The following is a 16,231-nucleotide window of genomic DNA, read 5'->3' as shown; positions in this document are numbered from 1 at the left end:
CACGCCCGGGCCATCGGGGCCGCGGGCGGTCACGCCGCCTGCTCCGCATCCGCCAGCACCGCGGTGCCGGTCAGGCTCAGCAGCTTGCCTTCGGTGATGCGGACGGGCTGGACGGTGCCGAGCAGCCGGGCCGGCGCGTCGAGATGCACCGACTGCATCCACGGGCTGCGGCCGTGCAGCTGGCCCGGCCGGCGCCCCTGGCGGTCCAGCAGCACCGGCACCACCCGGCCGGCCATGCTCTGGTTGAAGGCGGCCTGCTGTTCCCACAGCAGCTGCTGCAGCGCCTGCAGCCGCCCATCCTTCGCCGCCTCGGGCAGCTGGTCCTCCAGCGCCGCGGCCGGGGTGCCGGGCCGGGCGCTGTACTTGAAGCTGTAGGCCTGGGCGAAGCCGATCTCGGTGACCAGCCGCAGCGTGTCGGCGAAGTCGCGGTCGGTCTCGCCCGGGAAGCCGACGATGAAGTCGGAGGACAGCGCCAGGTCCGGCCGTGCCGCGCGCAGCCGGTCGACGGTCCGGCGGTACGCGTCGGCGTCGTGCTTGCGGTTCATCGCCGCCAGGATGCGGTCCGACCCGCTCTGCACCGGCAGGTGCAGGAACGGCATCAGCTGCGGCACGTCGCGATGCGCCGCCACCAGCTCGTCGTCGACGTCGCGCGGATGGCTGGTGGTGTAGCGGATGCGGTCCAGGCCGTCGATCTCGGCCAGGGCGCGGATCAGCCGGCCCAGACCCCAGACGGTCCCGTCCGGCCCGTCGCCGTGGAAGGCGTTGACGTTCTGGCCCAGAAGGGTGATCTCGCGGGCGCCGAGCCCGACCAGGCGCCGTGCCTCGCCCAGGATGCCGGCGACATCCCGCGAGTATTCGGCGCCGCGGGTGTAGGGCACGACGCAGAAGGTGCAGAACTTGTCGCAGCCCTCCTGCACCGACAGGAAGGCCGAGGCGCCCTGCACCGCCTGCTCGCCGGGCAGATGGTCGAACTTGCTCTCGACCGGGAAGTCGGTGTTGACCAGCGGCCGGCCGGCCTGGCGGTGGGCGCGGGCCACCATCTCCGGCAGCTGGTGGTAGGTCTGCGGCCCGAACACCATGTCGACCCACGGGGCGCGGTGCGCGATCTCCTCGCCCTCGGCCTGGGCGACGCAGCCGGCGACGGCGACGATCATCGGCTCGTCCCCGGCCTTCGCCTCCTTCAACGGGCGCAGCCGGCCGAGATCGGAGAACACCTTCTCCGTCGCCTTCTCGCGGATGTGGCAGGTGTTGAGGATGACCATGTCGGCCCCCTCCGGACCGTCCGTCATGGCATAGCCCAGCGGGGCCAGGATGTCCGCCATCCGACCGCTGTCGTAGACGTTCATCTGGCAGCCCCAGGTCTTGATGAACAACTTCTTGCTGGCTGCGGTCTTCACGCGCGCGGGTCCGATCCGGTCCGGGTCTCGATGGAGTTGCGATGATAGATCACGGCGGTGCCGTCGAAAATCAAGCGTTGCCTCACAGACCTTTTGGAAACGCACCTGGCGCGGCCGTCTGACGGCGGTTTCTGCGCTTCCGGTGCTCACGGACCCAAACGTCCGCTGCGCGCCGGTTCTCGAAACCACCGCCAGCCGACTCACGCCAGCGCATTTCCAAAAGGTCTGTCATGCGGCGCGGCGCTGATCGGCCATGTCGTCGTCCGCCGCGTCCCGCAGCCGGCCGGCATTGGCGTCGGAGACGCCGCTGGCGATGGCGCGCCAGCAATGGTCCGCCAGGGCCTTGCGGGACCGCACATCCTCCAGCGTCACCGGCGGGTGGAAGATCACGGTGATCATGAGATGTCCCTGCTTCACCACGTTCCAGAGGTGAGGCACCAGGTCCATATCGCCGTACCAAGCGTAGATCGGGCGCAGGCGGCGGCCCAGCGGAATGCCGTCCAGCGTGGTGCAGGCCAGCGACACCGGCTGCACCGTCAGCGGCCGGCCGTCGATGCGCAGCCCGGCGGCGGCGAACAGCGCGCTCTTGAACGGCAGGGTGCGGTTGCCGTCGCTCGACGTGCCCTCGGGGAACAGCACCAGGTTGTCGCCGGCCTCGAGCCGCGCCTGCAGGCTGTCGCGTTGCACATCGGCCGCCCCCCGCCGGTTGCGGTCCACGAAGACGGTGCGCTGCAGCCGCGCCAGGGCGCCGAAGAACGGCCAGGTGCCGACCTCGGTCTTGGCGACGAAGCTGCCGGGGATCAGCGATCCCAGAACTTCGATGTCGAGATAGGACAGGTGGTTCGACACGAACAGCGTCGGCGCCGCGGTCGACATCGTGCCGCGGGTCTCGACGTCGAGGCCGAGGATCCGGCAGCAGGTGCGGTGGTAGAACACCGGCAGGCTGGTCTGCAGCCGCCAGCCGAAGCGCACGGCCAGGGCCTGCACCGGCATCAGCATGACGGTCCAGGGCACATAGACGGCGAGCCGGGCCACCGCCCGGAGCTTCGACCCGAGACGGATGCCCGCCATCGCGCCGGTCAGTCCTTGCGAAAGGCCAGGACCGGTCCCTGGTCGCGCTTCCGCTCGTAATGCTTGAAGTATTTCTCGGTCACCAGGTCGGTCTTGACGATGATGGCCACGTCGGTGGTGCCGAACTGCTGGTCGATCACCGCGCCGTCGCCGACATGGCCGCCGAGGCGCAGATAACCCTTGATCAGCGGCGGCAGGGCCGCGATCGCCTCGCGCTGGTCGATCTGCGCCAGCGGCAGCAGGCGCATGTCGGTATACCGCTCGGGCAGGGCCTTGGGCCGCAGCGCCGGCGGCGCCAGATGATAGTGATACAGGTAGGACAGCGGCAGCTTCAGCGCGTCGGGGTCGGTCCCCGGCAGGCTGGCGCAGCCGAACATGATCTCGATGTCATGCTGGAACAGATAGGCGGCGATGCCGCGCCACAGCAGCTGCATGGTGCCGCCGGAGCGATAGGGGCCGGCGACGCAGGACCGCCCGAGCTCCAGGATCTGGCCGGGATGGGCCTCGATCTTGGCGATGTCGTATTCGCTGGCGGAGTAGAAGGCGCCGATCTTCGCCGCCCCGTCGCGCTGGATCAGCCGGTAGGTGCCGACCACGCCCTGGGGCCCCTTGCCGCGCGCGTGGTCGATCACCAGAAGATGATGAGCGACATCGTCATAGGCGTCGAAGTCGCGGCGGGCCGCCGCCATCTCGGCCGAGGGCTGGGCCGCCATCTCCTGATAGAAGACGGCATAGCGCAGCTCCTGGGCCGCCCAAATCTCCTCCTCCGTCTCGGCCAGCCGGACCTCGAGATTGCCTGCGCGCAGGCTGAATCCGTGGTCATCGACGAAGGTTGTGACTGCCATGCTGCGTCCGTCCGCTCCAATTCTCCCGAGGCGCCGCGCGGCGATTCTCATGTCACCGCACAAGGCGCTCGCCCAATTATAAAGCAGAACGGTTACAAATGTGCGCTGATTTCGCGGGCGCGACCGCCGGCCCCTTGCCCTGGCCGGAACCGGGCGGCCCGCCGGGTGGCGGACCGCCGCGATTCGGGGTCAGTCCCGCCGGGCGCGGGTGCCGAGGCCGATCTGCTTGGCCAGCTTGCTGCGCTGCTTGGCGTAGTTCGGCGCCACCATCGGATAGTCGGCCGGCAGGCCCCAGCGCTCGCGATACTCGTCCGGGGTCATGTTGTAGGCCGTCTTCAGATGACGCTTCAGCATCTTCAGCTGCTTGCCGTCCTCGAGACAGATGATGTAGTCCGGCGTGACCGACTTCTTGATGGGAACCGCCGGCTGCGGCTTTTCCGCGACCGGAGTCGGTTCAGTTCCGAGGCCGTTCAGCGCACGATAGACTTGCTCGATCAGGCCCGGCAGGTCCGAGATCGCAACGGTATTGTTTCCTACGTGTGCCGCGACGATTTGGGTCGTAAGGTTCATCAAATCGTTGGACGGCGTTTCATTGCTCATGTTCACACTCCCGCGGCACGATTGTTGGCTATATAAGTCGCCCACTACTGGACTGCAACACGAATCGACATGAAAATCGAGAAAGCGTCATGAGCAATGAGCCACCGGTCCGGACTCTCGATGTAACGGCGGAAGTCTGCCCTTTCACTTTCGTCAAAACCAAGCTGCTGCTGGAAGATATGAAGCCCGGCGAAGTGGCGGAAATACGGCTGAATGCGGGTGAGCCGCTGATCAATGTTCCGCGTTCGGCGACGGAAAGCGGCCATCGCGTGCTGTCGGTGGAGCCCGAGGATGCCGGCCGGACCCGCTGGCTGGTGCGGATCGAGCGCGGCCCGAAGGGCTGACCGCGGGCGGTTGTCGAATCCGGGCGGCGCCGGGCGACAAGGGGCATTCGCGGCGCAAGCAGAAGGAACCCGTCATGCGCTATGCCTGCCTCATCTACTACGATCCGCAGACGCTGTTCGGCGGCAGCCCCGAGGCCAATGTGGCGCTCGAGCAATGCGCCACCCATGACGAGGTGCTGAAGGCCAGCGGCCATTTCGTGGCCGGCGAGGCGCTGGAGCTGCCCGACGGCGCCCGCACGGTGAAGGTGCGCGAGGGCAGGATCTCGGCGGTCGACGGGCCGTTCATGGAGACCAAGGAGATCCTCGGCGGCTTCGTGGTGATCGAGGCGCGGGACGTCGACGAGGCGGCGCAGGTCGCCGCCACGCACCCCCTGGCCCGGATCGGCTTCGTCGAGGTGCGGCCGCTGGTCGATTTCAGCACGCCTCCGCCGGATTTCAGCCAGCAGGGCTGACCCTACCCGGGCGCGGCCACCGCGCGCCGCGCCCGGCTGGCCTCGGCGGCGATGTCGAGGAAGGCGCGGACGATGGCCAGGCGCTGGCGCTCGCGCAGGCACACCACATACTCGTCCATCTCCACCCGGCAGCCGCCGATCGGGCGGCTGGCCAGGCGCGGGTCCGGCGTCAGCTCGCCCGCCGACATGAAGCCGATGCCCAGGCCGGCGGCGATCGCCTCGCGCGACGCCTCCCGCCCCTCCACCTCCATCCACGGCGTCAGCGGCAGGTCGACCGCGGCGAAGGCACGCTCCACCGTCTCCCGCGTCATCGACCCGGCCTCGCGCATCACCAGCCGCTCCTGCGCGATCAGCGATGCCGGCACGGTGCGCAGCCGGGCCAGCGGATGGTCGCGCGGCAGCAGCACATGCACCGGGTCGTGCCACAGCGGCACCGCATGCAGCTGCGGGTCGCCCGGCACCCGCGCCAGCACGGCGATGTCGAGGCGGATGTCGATCAGCGCGGCCAGCACCCGCTGGGCGTTGCCGACCGTCATCCGGATCCGCGCGCCGCGGTGCCGGGCGCTGAAGGTGGCGATCAGCGGCATGGCGTGGAACGGCCCGTCCGCGCCCAGGCGCAGCGTGCCGGTCGGCACCCGGCTGGTGCCCTGCAGCAGCTCCGCCGCCTCCTGCTGCGCGGCGAAGGCGCGGTTGGTGTAGGTCAGCAGCTCGGCGCCCAGCAGGGTCAGCTCGATCGTTCGGCCGGAGCGGCGGAACAGCTGCACGCCGTAACGTTGCTCCAGCGCCTTGACCTCGATCGCAGGGTCGATTGCGACACGCCGATCGACCGCGCCGCCTTGGTGAAGCTGCCTTCGGTCGCCACCGCATGGAAGGCGCGCAGCTGGACGTTGAACGTTGAGCCCATCAATAAACCACATGGAGAATATGAATTGGATCAATAATAACTCTTCTGGCTCAATCCGGCCATCCGATCCCGCCGACGCGGATCCCCATCAGCGGAGGGCCACCATGAGCTTCACCTATCGCCGCCGCTACGCCGGCCCGGTCCGGGCCGCGATCTTCGACTGGGCCGGCACCACCGTCGATTTCGGCTGCCAGGCGCCGATCACCTCGCTGGTCGACGCCTTCGCCAAGGTCGGAGTCGAGGTGCCGCTGGCCACCGCCCGGCTGCCGATGGGCACCGCGAAATGGGACCACATCCGGGCCCTGCTCGACATGCCGCAGATCGCGGCCTGCTGGCAACGGGTGCGTGGCCGGGCGCCGATCGCGGCCGACGTCGACGAGCTGTACGACCGTTTCCTGCCGCTGCAGGTGGCGGCGGTGGAGCGCCACGCGGTGCTGATCCCGGGCACGGTCGAGACCATGGCGGCGCTCGAGGCCCGCGGCATCCGCATCGGCACCACCACCGGCTTCCCGCGGCCGGTGATGGAGGTGGTGATCCCGGCCGCCGCCCGGCAGGGCTATGCGCCGGAGGTGATCGTCTGTGCCGGGGAGACCCCGTCCGGCCGCCCCGGCCCGGCGATGGCGCTGAAGGCGCTGATCGAGCTCGACCTCCATCCGGTCCAGGCCGCGGTCAAGATCGGCGACACCGTGGTCGACGTCGCCGAGGGGCTGAACGCCGGCATGTGGACCATCGCCCTGGCCGTGACCGGCAACGAGGTCGGGCTGACCGCGGCGGAATGGACGGCGCTGCCGGCGGACCGGCAGGCGGAGCTGCGCCGTGCCGCTTCCGACCGGCTGCGGGCCGCCGGGGCGCATGAGGTGGTCGACGGCATCGCCGACGTGCCGGCCGCGATCGACCGGATCGAGGCCCGCATCGCCGCCGGCGAGACGCCCTGACATAGAACCTTCGTCAAATTGCAACGGTGTCGGTGGATCGTCATGGGCGACCCGTCGCGCCGTCATCACCGACCGGCCGCCGGCCGGTTCTCACAGAGGGGTTTCACGAGATGAAGCGCACCGTGCTGCTCGCCGGCGTCGCCGGCCTGCTGGCGCTGGCGGCCCCCGCCGTCGCCGCCGAGAAGATCACCGTCTACACCGCGCTCGAGGCCGACCAGCTCAAGGCCTATGAGGCGGCGTTCGAGGCCGCCAACCCGGATGTCGAGATCCAGTGGGTGCGGGATTCGACCGGCATCATCACCGCCAAGCTTCTGGCCGAGAAGGACAACCCGCAGGCCGACGTGGTCTGGGGCCTGGCCGCCACCTCGCTGATGCTGCTCGACAGCCAGGGCATGCTGCAGGGCTACGCCCCGGCCGGGCTCGACCAGGTGACGCCGGCCTTTCGCGATCCGCGCCCGCAGCCGACCTGGGTCGGCATGGACATCTGGGCCTCCGCCCTGTGCTTCAACACCGCCGAGGCCGAGGCCAAGGGCCTGCCCGCGCCGAAGAGCTGGGAGGACCTGACCAACCCGGCCTACAAGGGCCAGATCGTGATGCCGAACCCGGCCTCGTCCGGCACCGGCTACCTGATGGTCTCGGCCTGGCTGCAGCTGATGGGCGAGGAGAAGGGCTGGGCCTTCATGGACAAGCTGCACGAGAACATCGGCAGCTACGTCCATTCCGGCTCCAAGCCGTGCCGCCAGGCCGGCGCCGGCGAATACGCCATCGGCCTGTCCTTCGAGTACCGGGCCAACAAGACCAAGGAGGACGGCGCCCCGATCGACATCGTGTTCCCGTCCGAAGGCCTCGGCTGGGACATGGAGGCGGTGTCGGTGGTCAAGGGCACCAAACATGCCGAGGCGGCGCAGAAGCTGGTCGACTGGGCGATCTCCGGCCCGGCCAACGATCTCTACGCCGGCAGCTACGCCATCACCGCCGTGCCCGGCCACGCCAAGCCGCTGGCGAATGTGCCCGCCGACCTGCAGCAGCGGCTGATCAAGAACGACTTCGCCTGGGCCGCCGCCAACCGCGACCGGATCCTGGCCGAATGGAGCCGCCGCTACGACGGCAAGTCCGAACCGAAGAGCTGACCTGGCGGCGGCCGGTCCCGCGACCGGCCGCCTCCCGCAACGGAGGGCCCGATGACCGACCCGTATCTGACCGTTCGCGACGTCACCAAGCGCTTCGGTTCCTTCACTGCGCTGGACGGCGTCAGCCTCGACATCCAGCCCGGCGAGTTCGTCTGCTTCCTCGGGCCCTCCGGCTGCGGCAAGACCACGCTGCTGCGCGCCATCTCCGGCCTCGACGTCCAGACCGCCGGCGAGATCCGCCAGGGCGGGCGCGACATCTCGCGGCTGCCGATCGGCCAGCGCGATTTCGGCATCGTGTTCCAGTCCTACGCCCTGTTCCCCAACCTCTCGATCCGCGCCAACGTCGCCTACGGCCTCGAGAACCGCGGCAGGCCGCGGGCCCAGATCGACGCCAGGGTGGCGGAGATGCTCGACCTCGTCGGCCTGGCCGACCAGGCGCGCAAGCACCCGTCGCAGCTGTCGGGCGGTCAGCAGCAGCGCGTCGCCATCGCCCGCGCCCTGGCGCCGGCGCCCGGCCTGCTGCTGCTGGACGAGCCGCTGTCGGCGCTCGACGCCCGGGTGCGGGCCCGGCTGCGCGGCGAGATCCGCGACCTGCAGCGCCGGCTCGGCATCACCACCATCATGGTGACGCACGACCAGGAGGAGGCGCTGACCATGTCCGACCGGATCGTGGTGATGAACCGCGGCCGGATCGAGCAGATCGGCACCCCGGCCGCGATCTACGACCGGCCGGCGACGCCCTTCGTCGCCGATTTCGTCGGCAAGATGAACGCCTTCGCCGGCCATGTCTCGACGGCGGAGGAGGTCGACATCGGCACCACCCGGCTGCGCTGCGCCCCGACCGCGATCGCCGCGGGCCAGGCCGTCACCGTCTGCATCCGGCCGGAGGAGGTGGCGATCCGCGACCTCGGCGGCGTCGGCGCCAACGTGCTGGAGGCGGAGGTGGCGGCGCTCGACTTCGTCGGCACCCATTTCGCCGCCCGGCTGGCGGTGCCCGGCACCGCCTTCGACCTGACCGTGGACCTGCCGGTCGGCGAGGCCCGGGCGATGGACATCGTGATCGGCCACCGCCTGCGCGTCGGCCTGCCGCCGGACCGGCTGCGACTCTACGCCCGGGCGGCCTGAGGGAGGGGGGACCGCCATGACCGCGACCACGATCGCAACCCCCGCCGCGCCGCCGGGGCGGGCGGCGCCACTGCGCCAGATGCTGGACCGCAACGACCGGCTGATGCGGTTCGGCATCGTCGCCCTCGGCGCCTGGCTGGTGCTGACCGTGCTGCTGCCGCTGGCCGTGCTGCTGGTCAAGAGCGTGCAGGCCCGGGACGGCGCCTTCGTCGGCCTCGACAACTTCGCCCGCTACTTCGCCACGCCCAACCTGGTCGCCTCGATCGGCAACAGCCTGGTGATCGCGGCGGTCAGCACCATGATCTGCCTGGCCCTGGCCTTCCTGTTCGCCTATGGGCTGACCCGCACCTGCATGCCGCTGCGCGGGGTGTTCCGCACCGTCTCGCAGATCCCGCTGCTGGCGCCGTCGCTGTTGCCCGCGATCAGCCTGGTCTACCTGTTCGGCAACCAGGGGCTGCTCAAGGGCTGGATGCTGGGCCATTCGATCTACGGCCCGATCGGCATCGTCATGGGGTCGGTGTTCTGGACCTTTCCGCATGCCCTGATCATCCTGGTCACCGCCCTGTCGCTGTCCGACGCCCGGCTGTACGAGGCGGCCTCCAGCCTGCGTGCCAGCCCCTGGCGCACCTTCTGGACCGTGACCCTGCCGGGCGCCCGCTACGGGCTGATCAGCGCCGGCTTCGTCATCTTCACCCTGGTGGTCACCGATTTCGGCGTGCCCAAGGTGGTGGGCGGCCAGTTCAACGTGCTGGCGACCGACATCTACAAGCAGGTGGTCGGGCAGCAGAACTTCCAGATGGGCGCCGTGGTCGGCCTGGTGCTGCTGCTGCCGGCGGTGCTGGCCTTCGTCGTCGACCGGGTGGTGCAGCGCCGCCAGACCGCACTGCTGACCGCCCGCGCCGTGCCGCTGGAGCCGAAGCCGAACCGCGCCATCGACCTCACCTTCCTGGCGATCTGCAGCGTCATCGCCATCGCCATCGTCGGCGTGATCGGCGTCGCCTTCTTCGCCTCGATCGCCAAGTTCTGGCCCTACAACCTGACGCCGTCCTGGAAGAACTACGACTTCGACATGATGGATGGCGGCGGCTGGGCCAGCTACGGCAACTCGCTGCGCATGGCGGCGCTGACCGCCGTCTTCGGCACCGCCATCGTCTTCACCGGCGCCTGGCTCTTGGAGAAGAGCCGCGGCTTCGGCAAGGTCCGCGGCGCGGTGCAGATGCTGGCGCTGCTGCCGCTCGCCGTGCCCGGCCTGGTGCTCGGCCTCGGCTACATCTTCTTCTTCAACAACCCGGCCAACCCACTGGGCTTCATCTACGGCACCATGACCATCCTGGTGGTCTGCACCGTGTCGCATTTCTATTCGGTGGCTCATCTGACCGCGACCACGGCGCTGAAGCAGATGGATCCGGAGTTCGAGACGGTCTCGGCCTCGCTCAAGGTCTCGGCCTGGCGCACCTTCCTGCGCGTCGGCATCCCGGTGTGCCTGCCGGCGATCCTGGACGTCGCCCTCTACCTGTTCGTCAATGCCATGACCACGGTCTCGGCCGCGGTCTTCCTCTATGCCCCGGACACCACGCTCGCCGCCATCGCCGTGCTCAACATGGACGACGCCGGCGATGTCGCCCCGGCGGCGGCGATGGCGATGGTGCTGTTCGCCACCTCCGCCGTCATCCGGCTGCTCTACCTGGCCGCCACCCGCGGCCTGCTCGCCCGCACCCAGTCCTGGCGCCGCCGCTGAAAGGAGCCATCGTGACCCAAGACAGATACGATCTCGCCGTCGTCGGCGCCGGCATCCTCGGCCTGGCCCACGCCCTCGCCGCGGCGCGGCAGGGCCGCCGGGTGGTGGTGATCGACCGCGAGACGCGCGCCATCGGCGCCTCGATCCGCAATTTCGGCTTCGTCACCGTCACCGGCCAGTCGGCCGGCCCAACCTGGCGCCGGGCGATGCGCAGCCGCGAAATCTGGGCCGAGGTGGCGCCGCAGGCCGGCATCCCGGTTCTGCACAGCGGCACCGCGCTGCTGGCCCGGACCCCCGAGGGGCTGGCCGTGCTGGAGGCCTTCGCCCGAACCGAAATGGGCGAGGGCTGCGCCCTGCTGCCGGGCGCCGACATGGCGGCGCGGCTGCCGATGGCGCGGGCCAAGGGGCTGCTGGGCGGCCTCTGGAGCCCGCACGAGCTGCGGGTCGAGCCGCGCGAGGCGATCCCGCGCCTGGCCGCCTGGCTGGAGGCGGCGCATGGCGTCGTCTTCCGCCGCGGCGTCCAGGTCCGCGCGGTGCAGGCGCCGCGGGTGGAGACCAGCGAGGGGGTGGTGCTGGCCGACCGCATCGTGGTCTGCCCCGGGCCGGACCTGCGGTCGCTGTTCCCGGAGATCATGGCCCGCCGCCGCACCACCCTGTGCAAGCTGCAGATGCTGCGGCTGGCCGCTCCGGGCTGGCGGCTGCCGGCGGCGGTGATGGGCGACCTCAGCCTCGCCCGCTACCACGGCTTCGCCGACCTGCCGGAGGCGGCGCGGCTGAAGGCCCGGCTGGCGGCCGAGGTGCCGGAGACGCTGGCCAACGGCATCCATCTGATCGTGGTGCAGTCGGCCGATGGCTCTCTGGTGGTCGGCGACTCCCATCACTACGACGACTCGCCCGATCCCTTCGCCCCGCAGGCAGTGGAGGGGCTGATCCTGCGCCACATGGCGCAGCTGCTGCAGGTGCCGGACCCGGCCGTGACCGAGCGCTGGGTCGGCATCTATCCCTCCGGCCCGGCCGAGGCCTTCGCCGAGGCGCCGGACGAGGCGACCCGGGTGGTCCAGGTGACCAGCGGCACCGGCATGAGCACCGGCTTCGCCATCGCCGAGGAGGTGGTGGCCGGGCTGTTCGGCGCCGCGGTCCCGCGTCACGCCGCCTGACCCGGCCTCCCCTTGGTCGGATCGGCCGCTTCAGAGAATGAAGTCGCCGGCCATCAGGGTGATGCTCCCCGTCAGCTGGATGTGGAAGTCCGTCACCTTGTCGCCGTTGACATCGCCGCCGATGGTGGTGACGCCGCCGTTGACGACGTAGCGCAACTGGCCGGCGACGCCGGTGTACAGGCCGGTGCCGATGAAGGTGAAGGCCTGGTTGCCCGCGGCCGCGGTGCTGGCGTCGATGGCGGCGAGGTCGATGCGGTCGCCCTGGGCGTGGCTGAAATCGGTGATCCGGTCGGCATTCGACCCGACCATGCTCTGCGCCGTGCTGCTGTAGACGAAGCGGTCCGCCCCGGCGCCCCCCGTCAGCATGTCCTTGCCGCCGGCGCCGGTGAGCACGTCGTTGCCGTTCCAGCCCCGCAGCACGTTGGCGTAGGTGTTCCCGACCAGGCTGTCATTGCCCTGGCTGCCGTCGACGTTGTCGATCTCGACATACCGGTCGCCCTGGGCCGCGCCGCCGGAGCCGACCCCGGTGACGAGGTTCACCGTGACCCCGGCGCTGCCCTCGGTATAGGTCACGGTGTCGGTGCCGGCATTGGTTCCGGCCCAGCCGCCGCTGAGCTGGTCGGCCCCGAGGCCGCCCCGCAGCACGTCGTCGCCATTGCTGCCGAACAGGATGTCGTCGCCGCCGAGTCCGGTCAGCGTGTTGGCCCCGTCATTGCCGAAGATCCGGTTGTCGGCTGCGTTGCCGGTGCCGTTGAGGCCCAGGGAGCCGCCGAGGGTCAGCTCCTCGACATTGGCGGCCAGGGTGACGCTGGCCAGGGCGAGCACCCGGTCGTGGCCCTCGCCGGCCCGTTCGACCACGATGTCGCCGGTGGAATCGACCGTGACGAGGTCGTCGCCGGCGCCGCCGATCGCGATGTCGTCGCCGGCGCCGCCGTCCAGCCGGTCGCCGCCGCTGCCGCCATCGAGGATGTCGTCGCCGTCGCCGGCGTCGATCAGGTCGGCGCCGTTGAAGCCGCGCAGCACGTCGCTGGCATCGCCGCCGATGATGATGTCGTCCGTCGCGGTGCCGAAGACCGCCTGCGGCGTGGTGTCGTAGGCGACGCTGAACACGGTCCAGCTGGCCGAGATGCTCTCGCCGCTGAAGGTGTTCGCCGCGGTGAAGCCGAGGACATAGGTCTTCAGCCCGGGCCCGGCCGCCAGCCCGGGATCGACGAGGGCGGTGCCGCTTTCCGCCCCGTAGTTGCCCCACCAGCCGATGACCGAGCCCCCGACCTCGGTGTAGTTCGCCGCCCACGATGTGTCGCCGAAATATTCGGAGGTTTCCGGGTCGATATACGGATCGACGAAATAGTCGATCCAGGCGTTGAAGGTGCCGGAAGAGCGGTCGATCTCGACGTTGAGACTCCAATAGCCGGACATGGATGTTCCCCCTGGAGCCTGTGTTGAGCGGCTTGGTTTCGGCCGCAGGCTTGCCCGGCCGCGTCAGGTCCCGCCGGTTCCGGACCGGGACGGGCGGGGCGTCGCGCCCCGCTGACAATCGTCGCTGCAAATCGAGGAATATCGGCAAACGCGTGTCTCGAATGGCCGACAGTATGCCAGAAGGCGCCGTGCCGCGGGATCACCCGATTGGGTCAGCCTTTGGCACGGCTCCGGCGTCCTGCCACGCGGCCGCATCCGGGCGGCGCATAGCCCGAACTTCGGCGCGACGGAATTTCGCCACAAAGTCACGTGTTGATCCTGGGAGCATCAACGACGAGGGAGAGCGTCGTGGCATACGGCAGTGGTCTGTTCCGGACGGGACTGGTCGCGGTCGCCATGGCCGCCTCCGCTCCTCTGGTGGCGTCGTGCCAGACGGGGCCGGGCTACTATGGCGGCGGCTATTACGGCGACAGCTATTCCAGCTGGTATGACGACGACGATCGCTACTGGGGCTACGACCGCGACCGGTATCGCTACCGCTATCGTGACCGGGACGACGACCGGCATCGCTATTGGCGCCGCGACCGGGACGATGATGACCGGCGCGACCGACGGCGCAGCGATAATCGCGACGGTGACGCCGAGCAGCGTTTCTGGCGGCTGTTCGGGAATGACGGGCGGAACCGGGACGATAACCGCAGCCGCAGCAACTCGGAAAACATCCGCCGCTCGGACAACGGCGACAGGGACCGCGGCAGCCGCGGCGGGAACGACCCGCGGAGCATCTTCTTCCCGCGGAAGTGAGGAAACCGGCAGCGAGCGTTCTTCCGCCTGTCTCCGGGTCGTATCCTTCTGTGGATAGCGGCGACGGAACCCGTGCCTTCGGCCGTGCGTCTCTGAGATGGATCACGGAGGCGGAAGGATGCCCCTCAAGACATCGTTGCTCAGGGCCGCACTGGTCGCGGCCGCTTTGGCGGCTATGGCGCCGCTGGCCACAACAGCCGCTCGCGCCGAGGGCGCCTCGGAACACAACCAGCCATACGTGTCGCCCTACGCCTATCGGCACCACCGGGATCACGATCGCGACTGGCGCCGAGACCACGACCGGGACCGGTACAGCCATCGCCGGTATCGCGACGACGATCACCGCCACGACCACCGGCGCCACCGCAACGACGCGGAGGAACGGTTCTGGCGGCTGTTCCGACCGAATTGATCCGGGAGGGATGGCGCACTCGACAGGATTCGAACCTGTGACCTCCGCCTCCGGAGGGCGGCGCTCTATCCAGCTGAGCTACGAGTGCAGGCCGTGGACTCGGGCCCAAGGACCCGAAGCGGCGCGGACCATACTGCAAAGCGGCGGCGATGCAAAGCCTGGATTCGGAGGGCCTGGATTCGGGGTGCGGCCCGCCGGCGTTTGACAGGCCGGGCCGCAGCCGGAATGCTGGCGCGTCCCATCGAAGCGGAGGCGCCGGTGCTGCATCGCGGTCTCGCCCTGACCCTGGCGCTGTGCGCGGCCCCCGCCGCGGCGCAGGAGTTCGACGTCGATGTCGAGCTGGTCTTCGCCACCGACGGCTCCGGCTCGATCGACGACGAGGAGCTGCGGCTGCAGCGCGAAGGCTATGCCAAGGCCCTGGCCGACCCGCGGGTGCAGCAGGCGATCCGCGGCGGCATCACCGGCCGGATCGCGGTGGCCTTCGTCGAATGGGGCGGGGCGGAGTCGCAGCATGTCATCGTCGACTGGACCGTGATCGACGGGCCGGACAGCGCCGCCGGCTTCGGTGCGGCGCTGGCGGCGGCGCCGCGGCGCGCGGTCGGCTGGAACTCGATCAGCAACGCCATCGACTTGTCGCAGCGGCTGATTGAGGGCAACGGCCATCAGGGTCTGCGCAAGGTGATCGACGTCTCGGCCGATGCCGGCCAGCGTGGCGGGCGGCCGCTGCCGGAGGTGCGGGCCGAGGCGCTGGCCGCCGGCATCACCATCAACGGCCTCGCCGTGCTGTCGCGCAGCGGCCGGCCGGGCTGGGCCGGCGGCTCGCTGGAGGATTTCTTCCGCGACCAGGTGATCGGCGGCCGGGGCGCCTTCGTCATCACCGCCGACGCCGATGCCCGCTTCACCGAGGCCGTGGTGCGCAAGCTGATCCTGGAAATCGCCGAGCGACCGGCCGAAGCGGCGCCGATGCCGCCCGGCTGACGGGCCTTTACGCCCCTGCTAGGGTGCCGGCTCGAATCGGTTCCTGGAGCAGTTCAGATGAAAGCCCGCGTCACCTGGGTCGAAGGCCGCACCTTCCTCGGCGAATCCGGCAGCGGCCATGCCGTGGTCATGGACGGCGCGCCGGAGCATGGCGGCCGCAACCTCGGCGTCCGGCCGATGGAGATGCTGCTGCTCGGCCTCGGCGGCTGCACCACCTTCGACGTGGTGATGATCCTGGAGAAGGCGCGCGAGCCGGTGGCCGACTGCCGGGTCGAGGTCGAGGCCGAACGCGCCGAGACCGACCCGAAGGTCTTCACCAGGATCCGCATGCGCTACATCGTCTCCGGCCGCGGCCTCGACCGCGTGAAGGTCGAGCGGGCCGTGGCGCTGTCGAAGGAGAAGTACTGCTCGGCCTCGATCATGCTCGGCAAGGTCGCCGAGATCACTGCCGAGATCGAGGTGGTGGAGCCGGCCTGACCCGGCTCAGGCGGCCGCCTTCACCGCCGCCAGCCCGGCCGCGATCGCCGTCAGATCTTCCGGTCCCGCGCCCCCGGCCCGCAGGCAGGCATCCAGCCGCGCCTCCAGCGCCGCCGCCGCGCCCGACAGGGCAGCGAAGCCCATCGTGCCGCCGGTGCCGTTCAGCCGGTGCGTAACGAAGCGCAGCCCCTTCAGCGCCTCGGCGTCGCCGTCCCGCAGCGCCGCCAGCAGGGCGTCGGCCTCCGCCAGCCTCTGCGGCAGCTCGGCCGCGAATTTCGCCCGCAGCCGGTCGAGATGGGCCTGCAGCGCATCCTGGGTCATCGCCCTGTTTCCGATTCCCACCCGACAGCGAATTCCCCTTTCCTGTCATGCCCGGGCCTGACCCAGGCATCCAGGGCGGCAAGTGCGGCTCTCGACGGCCCCTGGATCACCGGGTCAAGCCC

Annotated in this window: 19 protein-coding genes and 1 tRNA gene; 11 read left to right on the top strand and 9 right to left on the bottom strand. The window is 70.1% G+C overall.

The window, feature by feature from the left end; translation table 11 throughout:
• Positions 1 to 29 precede the first annotated feature (29 nt).
• The 4 genes from miaB to ACFW16_RS01645 all read right to left on the bottom strand — a co-directional run bounded on the left by miaB (position 30) and on the right by ACFW16_RS01645 (position 3,913).
• The gene (miaB, locus tag ACFW16_RS01660) at positions 30 to 1,346 is read right to left on the bottom strand and encodes a tRNA (N6-isopentenyl adenosine(37)-C2)-methylthiotransferase MiaB (RefSeq protein ID WP_380301615.1); all 1,317 of its coding nucleotides are present in this window, start codon (positions 1,344 to 1,346) and stop codon (positions 30 to 32) included.
• Positions 1,347 to 1,625: 279 nt separating this feature from the next.
• A complete protein-coding gene (locus tag ACFW16_RS01655) occupies positions 1,626 to 2,468 on the bottom strand; it encodes a lysophospholipid acyltransferase family protein (protein ID WP_380301204.1) in 843 nt (280 codons plus the stop codon).
• A gap of 8 nt (positions 2,469 to 2,476) precedes the next feature.
• Positions 2,477 to 3,313, bottom strand: a complete 837-nt coding sequence (locus tag ACFW16_RS01650) for a GNAT family N-acetyltransferase (RefSeq protein ID WP_380301202.1) — start codon at positions 3,311 to 3,313, stop codon at positions 2,477 to 2,479.
• Positions 3,314 to 3,502: 189 nt separating this feature from the next.
• Positions 3,503 to 3,913 (bottom strand): MucR family transcriptional regulator, encoded by a 411-nt coding sequence (locus ACFW16_RS01645; protein WP_026873312.1) that lies wholly within the window; start codon positions 3,911 to 3,913, stop codon positions 3,503 to 3,505.
• A gap of 89 nt (positions 3,914 to 4,002) precedes the next feature.
• On the opposite strand from ACFW16_RS01645, the gene ACFW16_RS01640 reads away from it, so the two are divergent.
• Together ACFW16_RS01640 and ACFW16_RS01635 are read left to right on the top strand one after the other, a co-directional pair.
• Positions 4,003 to 4,257, top strand: a complete 255-nt coding sequence (locus tag ACFW16_RS01640) for a sulfurtransferase TusA family protein (RefSeq protein WP_380301200.1) — start codon at positions 4,003 to 4,005, stop codon at positions 4,255 to 4,257.
• 74 nt (positions 4,258 to 4,331) lie between these two features.
• On the top strand, positions 4,332 to 4,709 hold the full coding sequence (locus ACFW16_RS01635; protein WP_380301198.1) for a YciI family protein: 378 nt from the start codon (positions 4,332 to 4,334) through the stop codon (positions 4,707 to 4,709).
• Positions 4,710 to 4,711: 2 nt separating this feature from the next.
• Here the strand turns inward: ACFW16_RS01635 and ACFW16_RS01630 are convergent, their stop codons facing one another.
• Both ACFW16_RS01630 and ACFW16_RS01625 read right to left on the bottom strand, forming a co-directional pair.
• Positions 4,712 to 5,473, bottom strand: coding sequence for a LysR substrate-binding domain-containing protein (locus ACFW16_RS01630; protein ID WP_380301196.1), 762 nt, complete (start codon positions 5,471 to 5,473; stop codon positions 4,712 to 4,714).
• Positions 5,434 to 5,613, bottom strand: coding sequence for a LysR family transcriptional regulator (locus ACFW16_RS01625; protein WP_380301194.1), 180 nt, complete (start codon positions 5,611 to 5,613; stop codon positions 5,434 to 5,436). Before ACFW16_RS01625 ends, ACFW16_RS01630 begins: the two co-directional genes overlap by 40 nt.
• A 104-nt stretch (positions 5,614 to 5,717) precedes the next feature.
• Here ACFW16_RS01625 and phnX point away from each other — a divergent pair, with 104 nt between their 5' ends.
• The 5 genes from phnX to ACFW16_RS01600 all read left to right on the top strand — a co-directional run bounded on the left by phnX (position 5,718) and on the right by ACFW16_RS01600 (position 11,698).
• Complete coding sequence (gene phnX / locus ACFW16_RS01620; RefSeq protein WP_380301192.1) at positions 5,718 to 6,548, top strand: phosphonoacetaldehyde hydrolase; 831 nt, start codon at positions 5,718 to 5,720, stop codon at positions 6,546 to 6,548.
• Positions 6,549 to 6,658: 110 nt separating this feature from the next.
• Positions 6,659 to 7,678, top strand: coding sequence for a putative 2-aminoethylphosphonate ABC transporter substrate-binding protein (locus ACFW16_RS01615; protein WP_380301190.1), 1,020 nt, complete (start codon positions 6,659 to 6,661; stop codon positions 7,676 to 7,678).
• Positions 7,679 to 7,729: 51 nt separating this feature from the next.
• Entirely contained in the window at positions 7,730 to 8,803 is a 1,074-nt protein-coding gene (locus ACFW16_RS01610; RefSeq protein WP_380301188.1) for a putative 2-aminoethylphosphonate ABC transporter ATP-binding protein, read from the top strand.
• A gap of 16 nt (positions 8,804 to 8,819) precedes the next feature.
• Positions 8,820 to 10,541, top strand: a complete 1,722-nt coding sequence (locus ACFW16_RS01605) for a putative 2-aminoethylphosphonate ABC transporter permease subunit (protein WP_380301186.1) — start codon at positions 8,820 to 8,822, stop codon at positions 10,539 to 10,541.
• A gap of 11 nt (positions 10,542 to 10,552) precedes the next feature.
• Positions 10,553 to 11,698, top strand: coding sequence for a TIGR03364 family FAD-dependent oxidoreductase (locus ACFW16_RS01600; RefSeq protein WP_380301184.1), 1,146 nt, complete (start codon positions 10,553 to 10,555; stop codon positions 11,696 to 11,698).
• 30 nt (positions 11,699 to 11,728) lie between these two features.
• Here the strand turns inward: ACFW16_RS01600 and ACFW16_RS01595 are convergent, their stop codons facing one another.
• Positions 11,729 to 13,117: a calcium-binding protein gene (locus tag ACFW16_RS01595; protein WP_380301182.1), complete on the bottom strand. Its 1,389-nt coding sequence runs from the start codon at positions 13,115 to 13,117 to the stop codon at positions 11,729 to 11,731.
• A gap of 348 nt (positions 13,118 to 13,465) precedes the next feature.
• Between ACFW16_RS01595 and ACFW16_RS01590 the strand changes: the two genes are divergently transcribed.
• Both ACFW16_RS01590 and ACFW16_RS01585 read left to right on the top strand, forming a co-directional pair.
• Entirely contained in the window at positions 13,466 to 13,921 is a 456-nt protein-coding gene (locus ACFW16_RS01590) for a hypothetical protein (RefSeq protein WP_380301180.1), read from the top strand.
• 118 nt (positions 13,922 to 14,039) lie between these two features.
• The gene (locus ACFW16_RS01585) at positions 14,040 to 14,333 is read left to right on the top strand and encodes a hypothetical protein (protein ID WP_380301178.1); all 294 of its coding nucleotides are present in this window, start codon (positions 14,040 to 14,042) and stop codon (positions 14,331 to 14,333) included.
• An 11-nt stretch (positions 14,334 to 14,344) separates the two neighbouring features.
• On the opposite strand, the gene ACFW16_RS01580 is transcribed toward ACFW16_RS01585, so the two are convergent.
• Positions 14,345 to 14,421, bottom strand: a tRNA-Arg gene (locus tag ACFW16_RS01580).
• A gap of 137 nt (positions 14,422 to 14,558) precedes the next feature.
• Here ACFW16_RS01580 and ACFW16_RS01575 point away from each other — a divergent pair.
• Together ACFW16_RS01575 and ACFW16_RS01570 are read left to right on the top strand one after the other, a co-directional pair.
• Entirely contained in the window at positions 14,559 to 15,311 is a 753-nt protein-coding gene (locus ACFW16_RS01575; RefSeq protein WP_380301176.1) for a DUF1194 domain-containing protein, read from the top strand.
• Positions 15,312 to 15,368: 57 nt separating this feature from the next.
• A complete protein-coding gene (locus ACFW16_RS01570; protein WP_380301174.1) occupies positions 15,369 to 15,788 on the top strand; it encodes an OsmC family protein in 420 nt (139 codons plus the stop codon).
• 6 nt (positions 15,789 to 15,794) lie between these two features.
• Here the strand turns inward: ACFW16_RS01570 and ACFW16_RS01565 are convergent, their stop codons facing one another.
• Positions 15,795 to 16,109 carry an Hpt domain-containing protein gene (locus ACFW16_RS01565; RefSeq protein WP_380301172.1) on the bottom strand — a complete coding sequence of 105 codons (315 nt, stop codon included), beginning with the start codon at positions 16,107 to 16,109 and terminating at the stop codon, positions 15,795 to 15,797.
• Positions 16,110 to 16,231 lie beyond the last annotated feature (122 nt).

It is taken from the genome of Inquilinus sp. NPDC058860 (assembly GCF_042743185.1).
In the GTDB taxonomy this organism is placed as follows: Bacteria; Pseudomonadota; Alphaproteobacteria; order DSM-16000; family Inquilinaceae; genus Inquilinus.
Note: the sequence above shows the minus strand (reverse complement) of the source record. Positions and strands in the feature narration are given on the sequence as shown.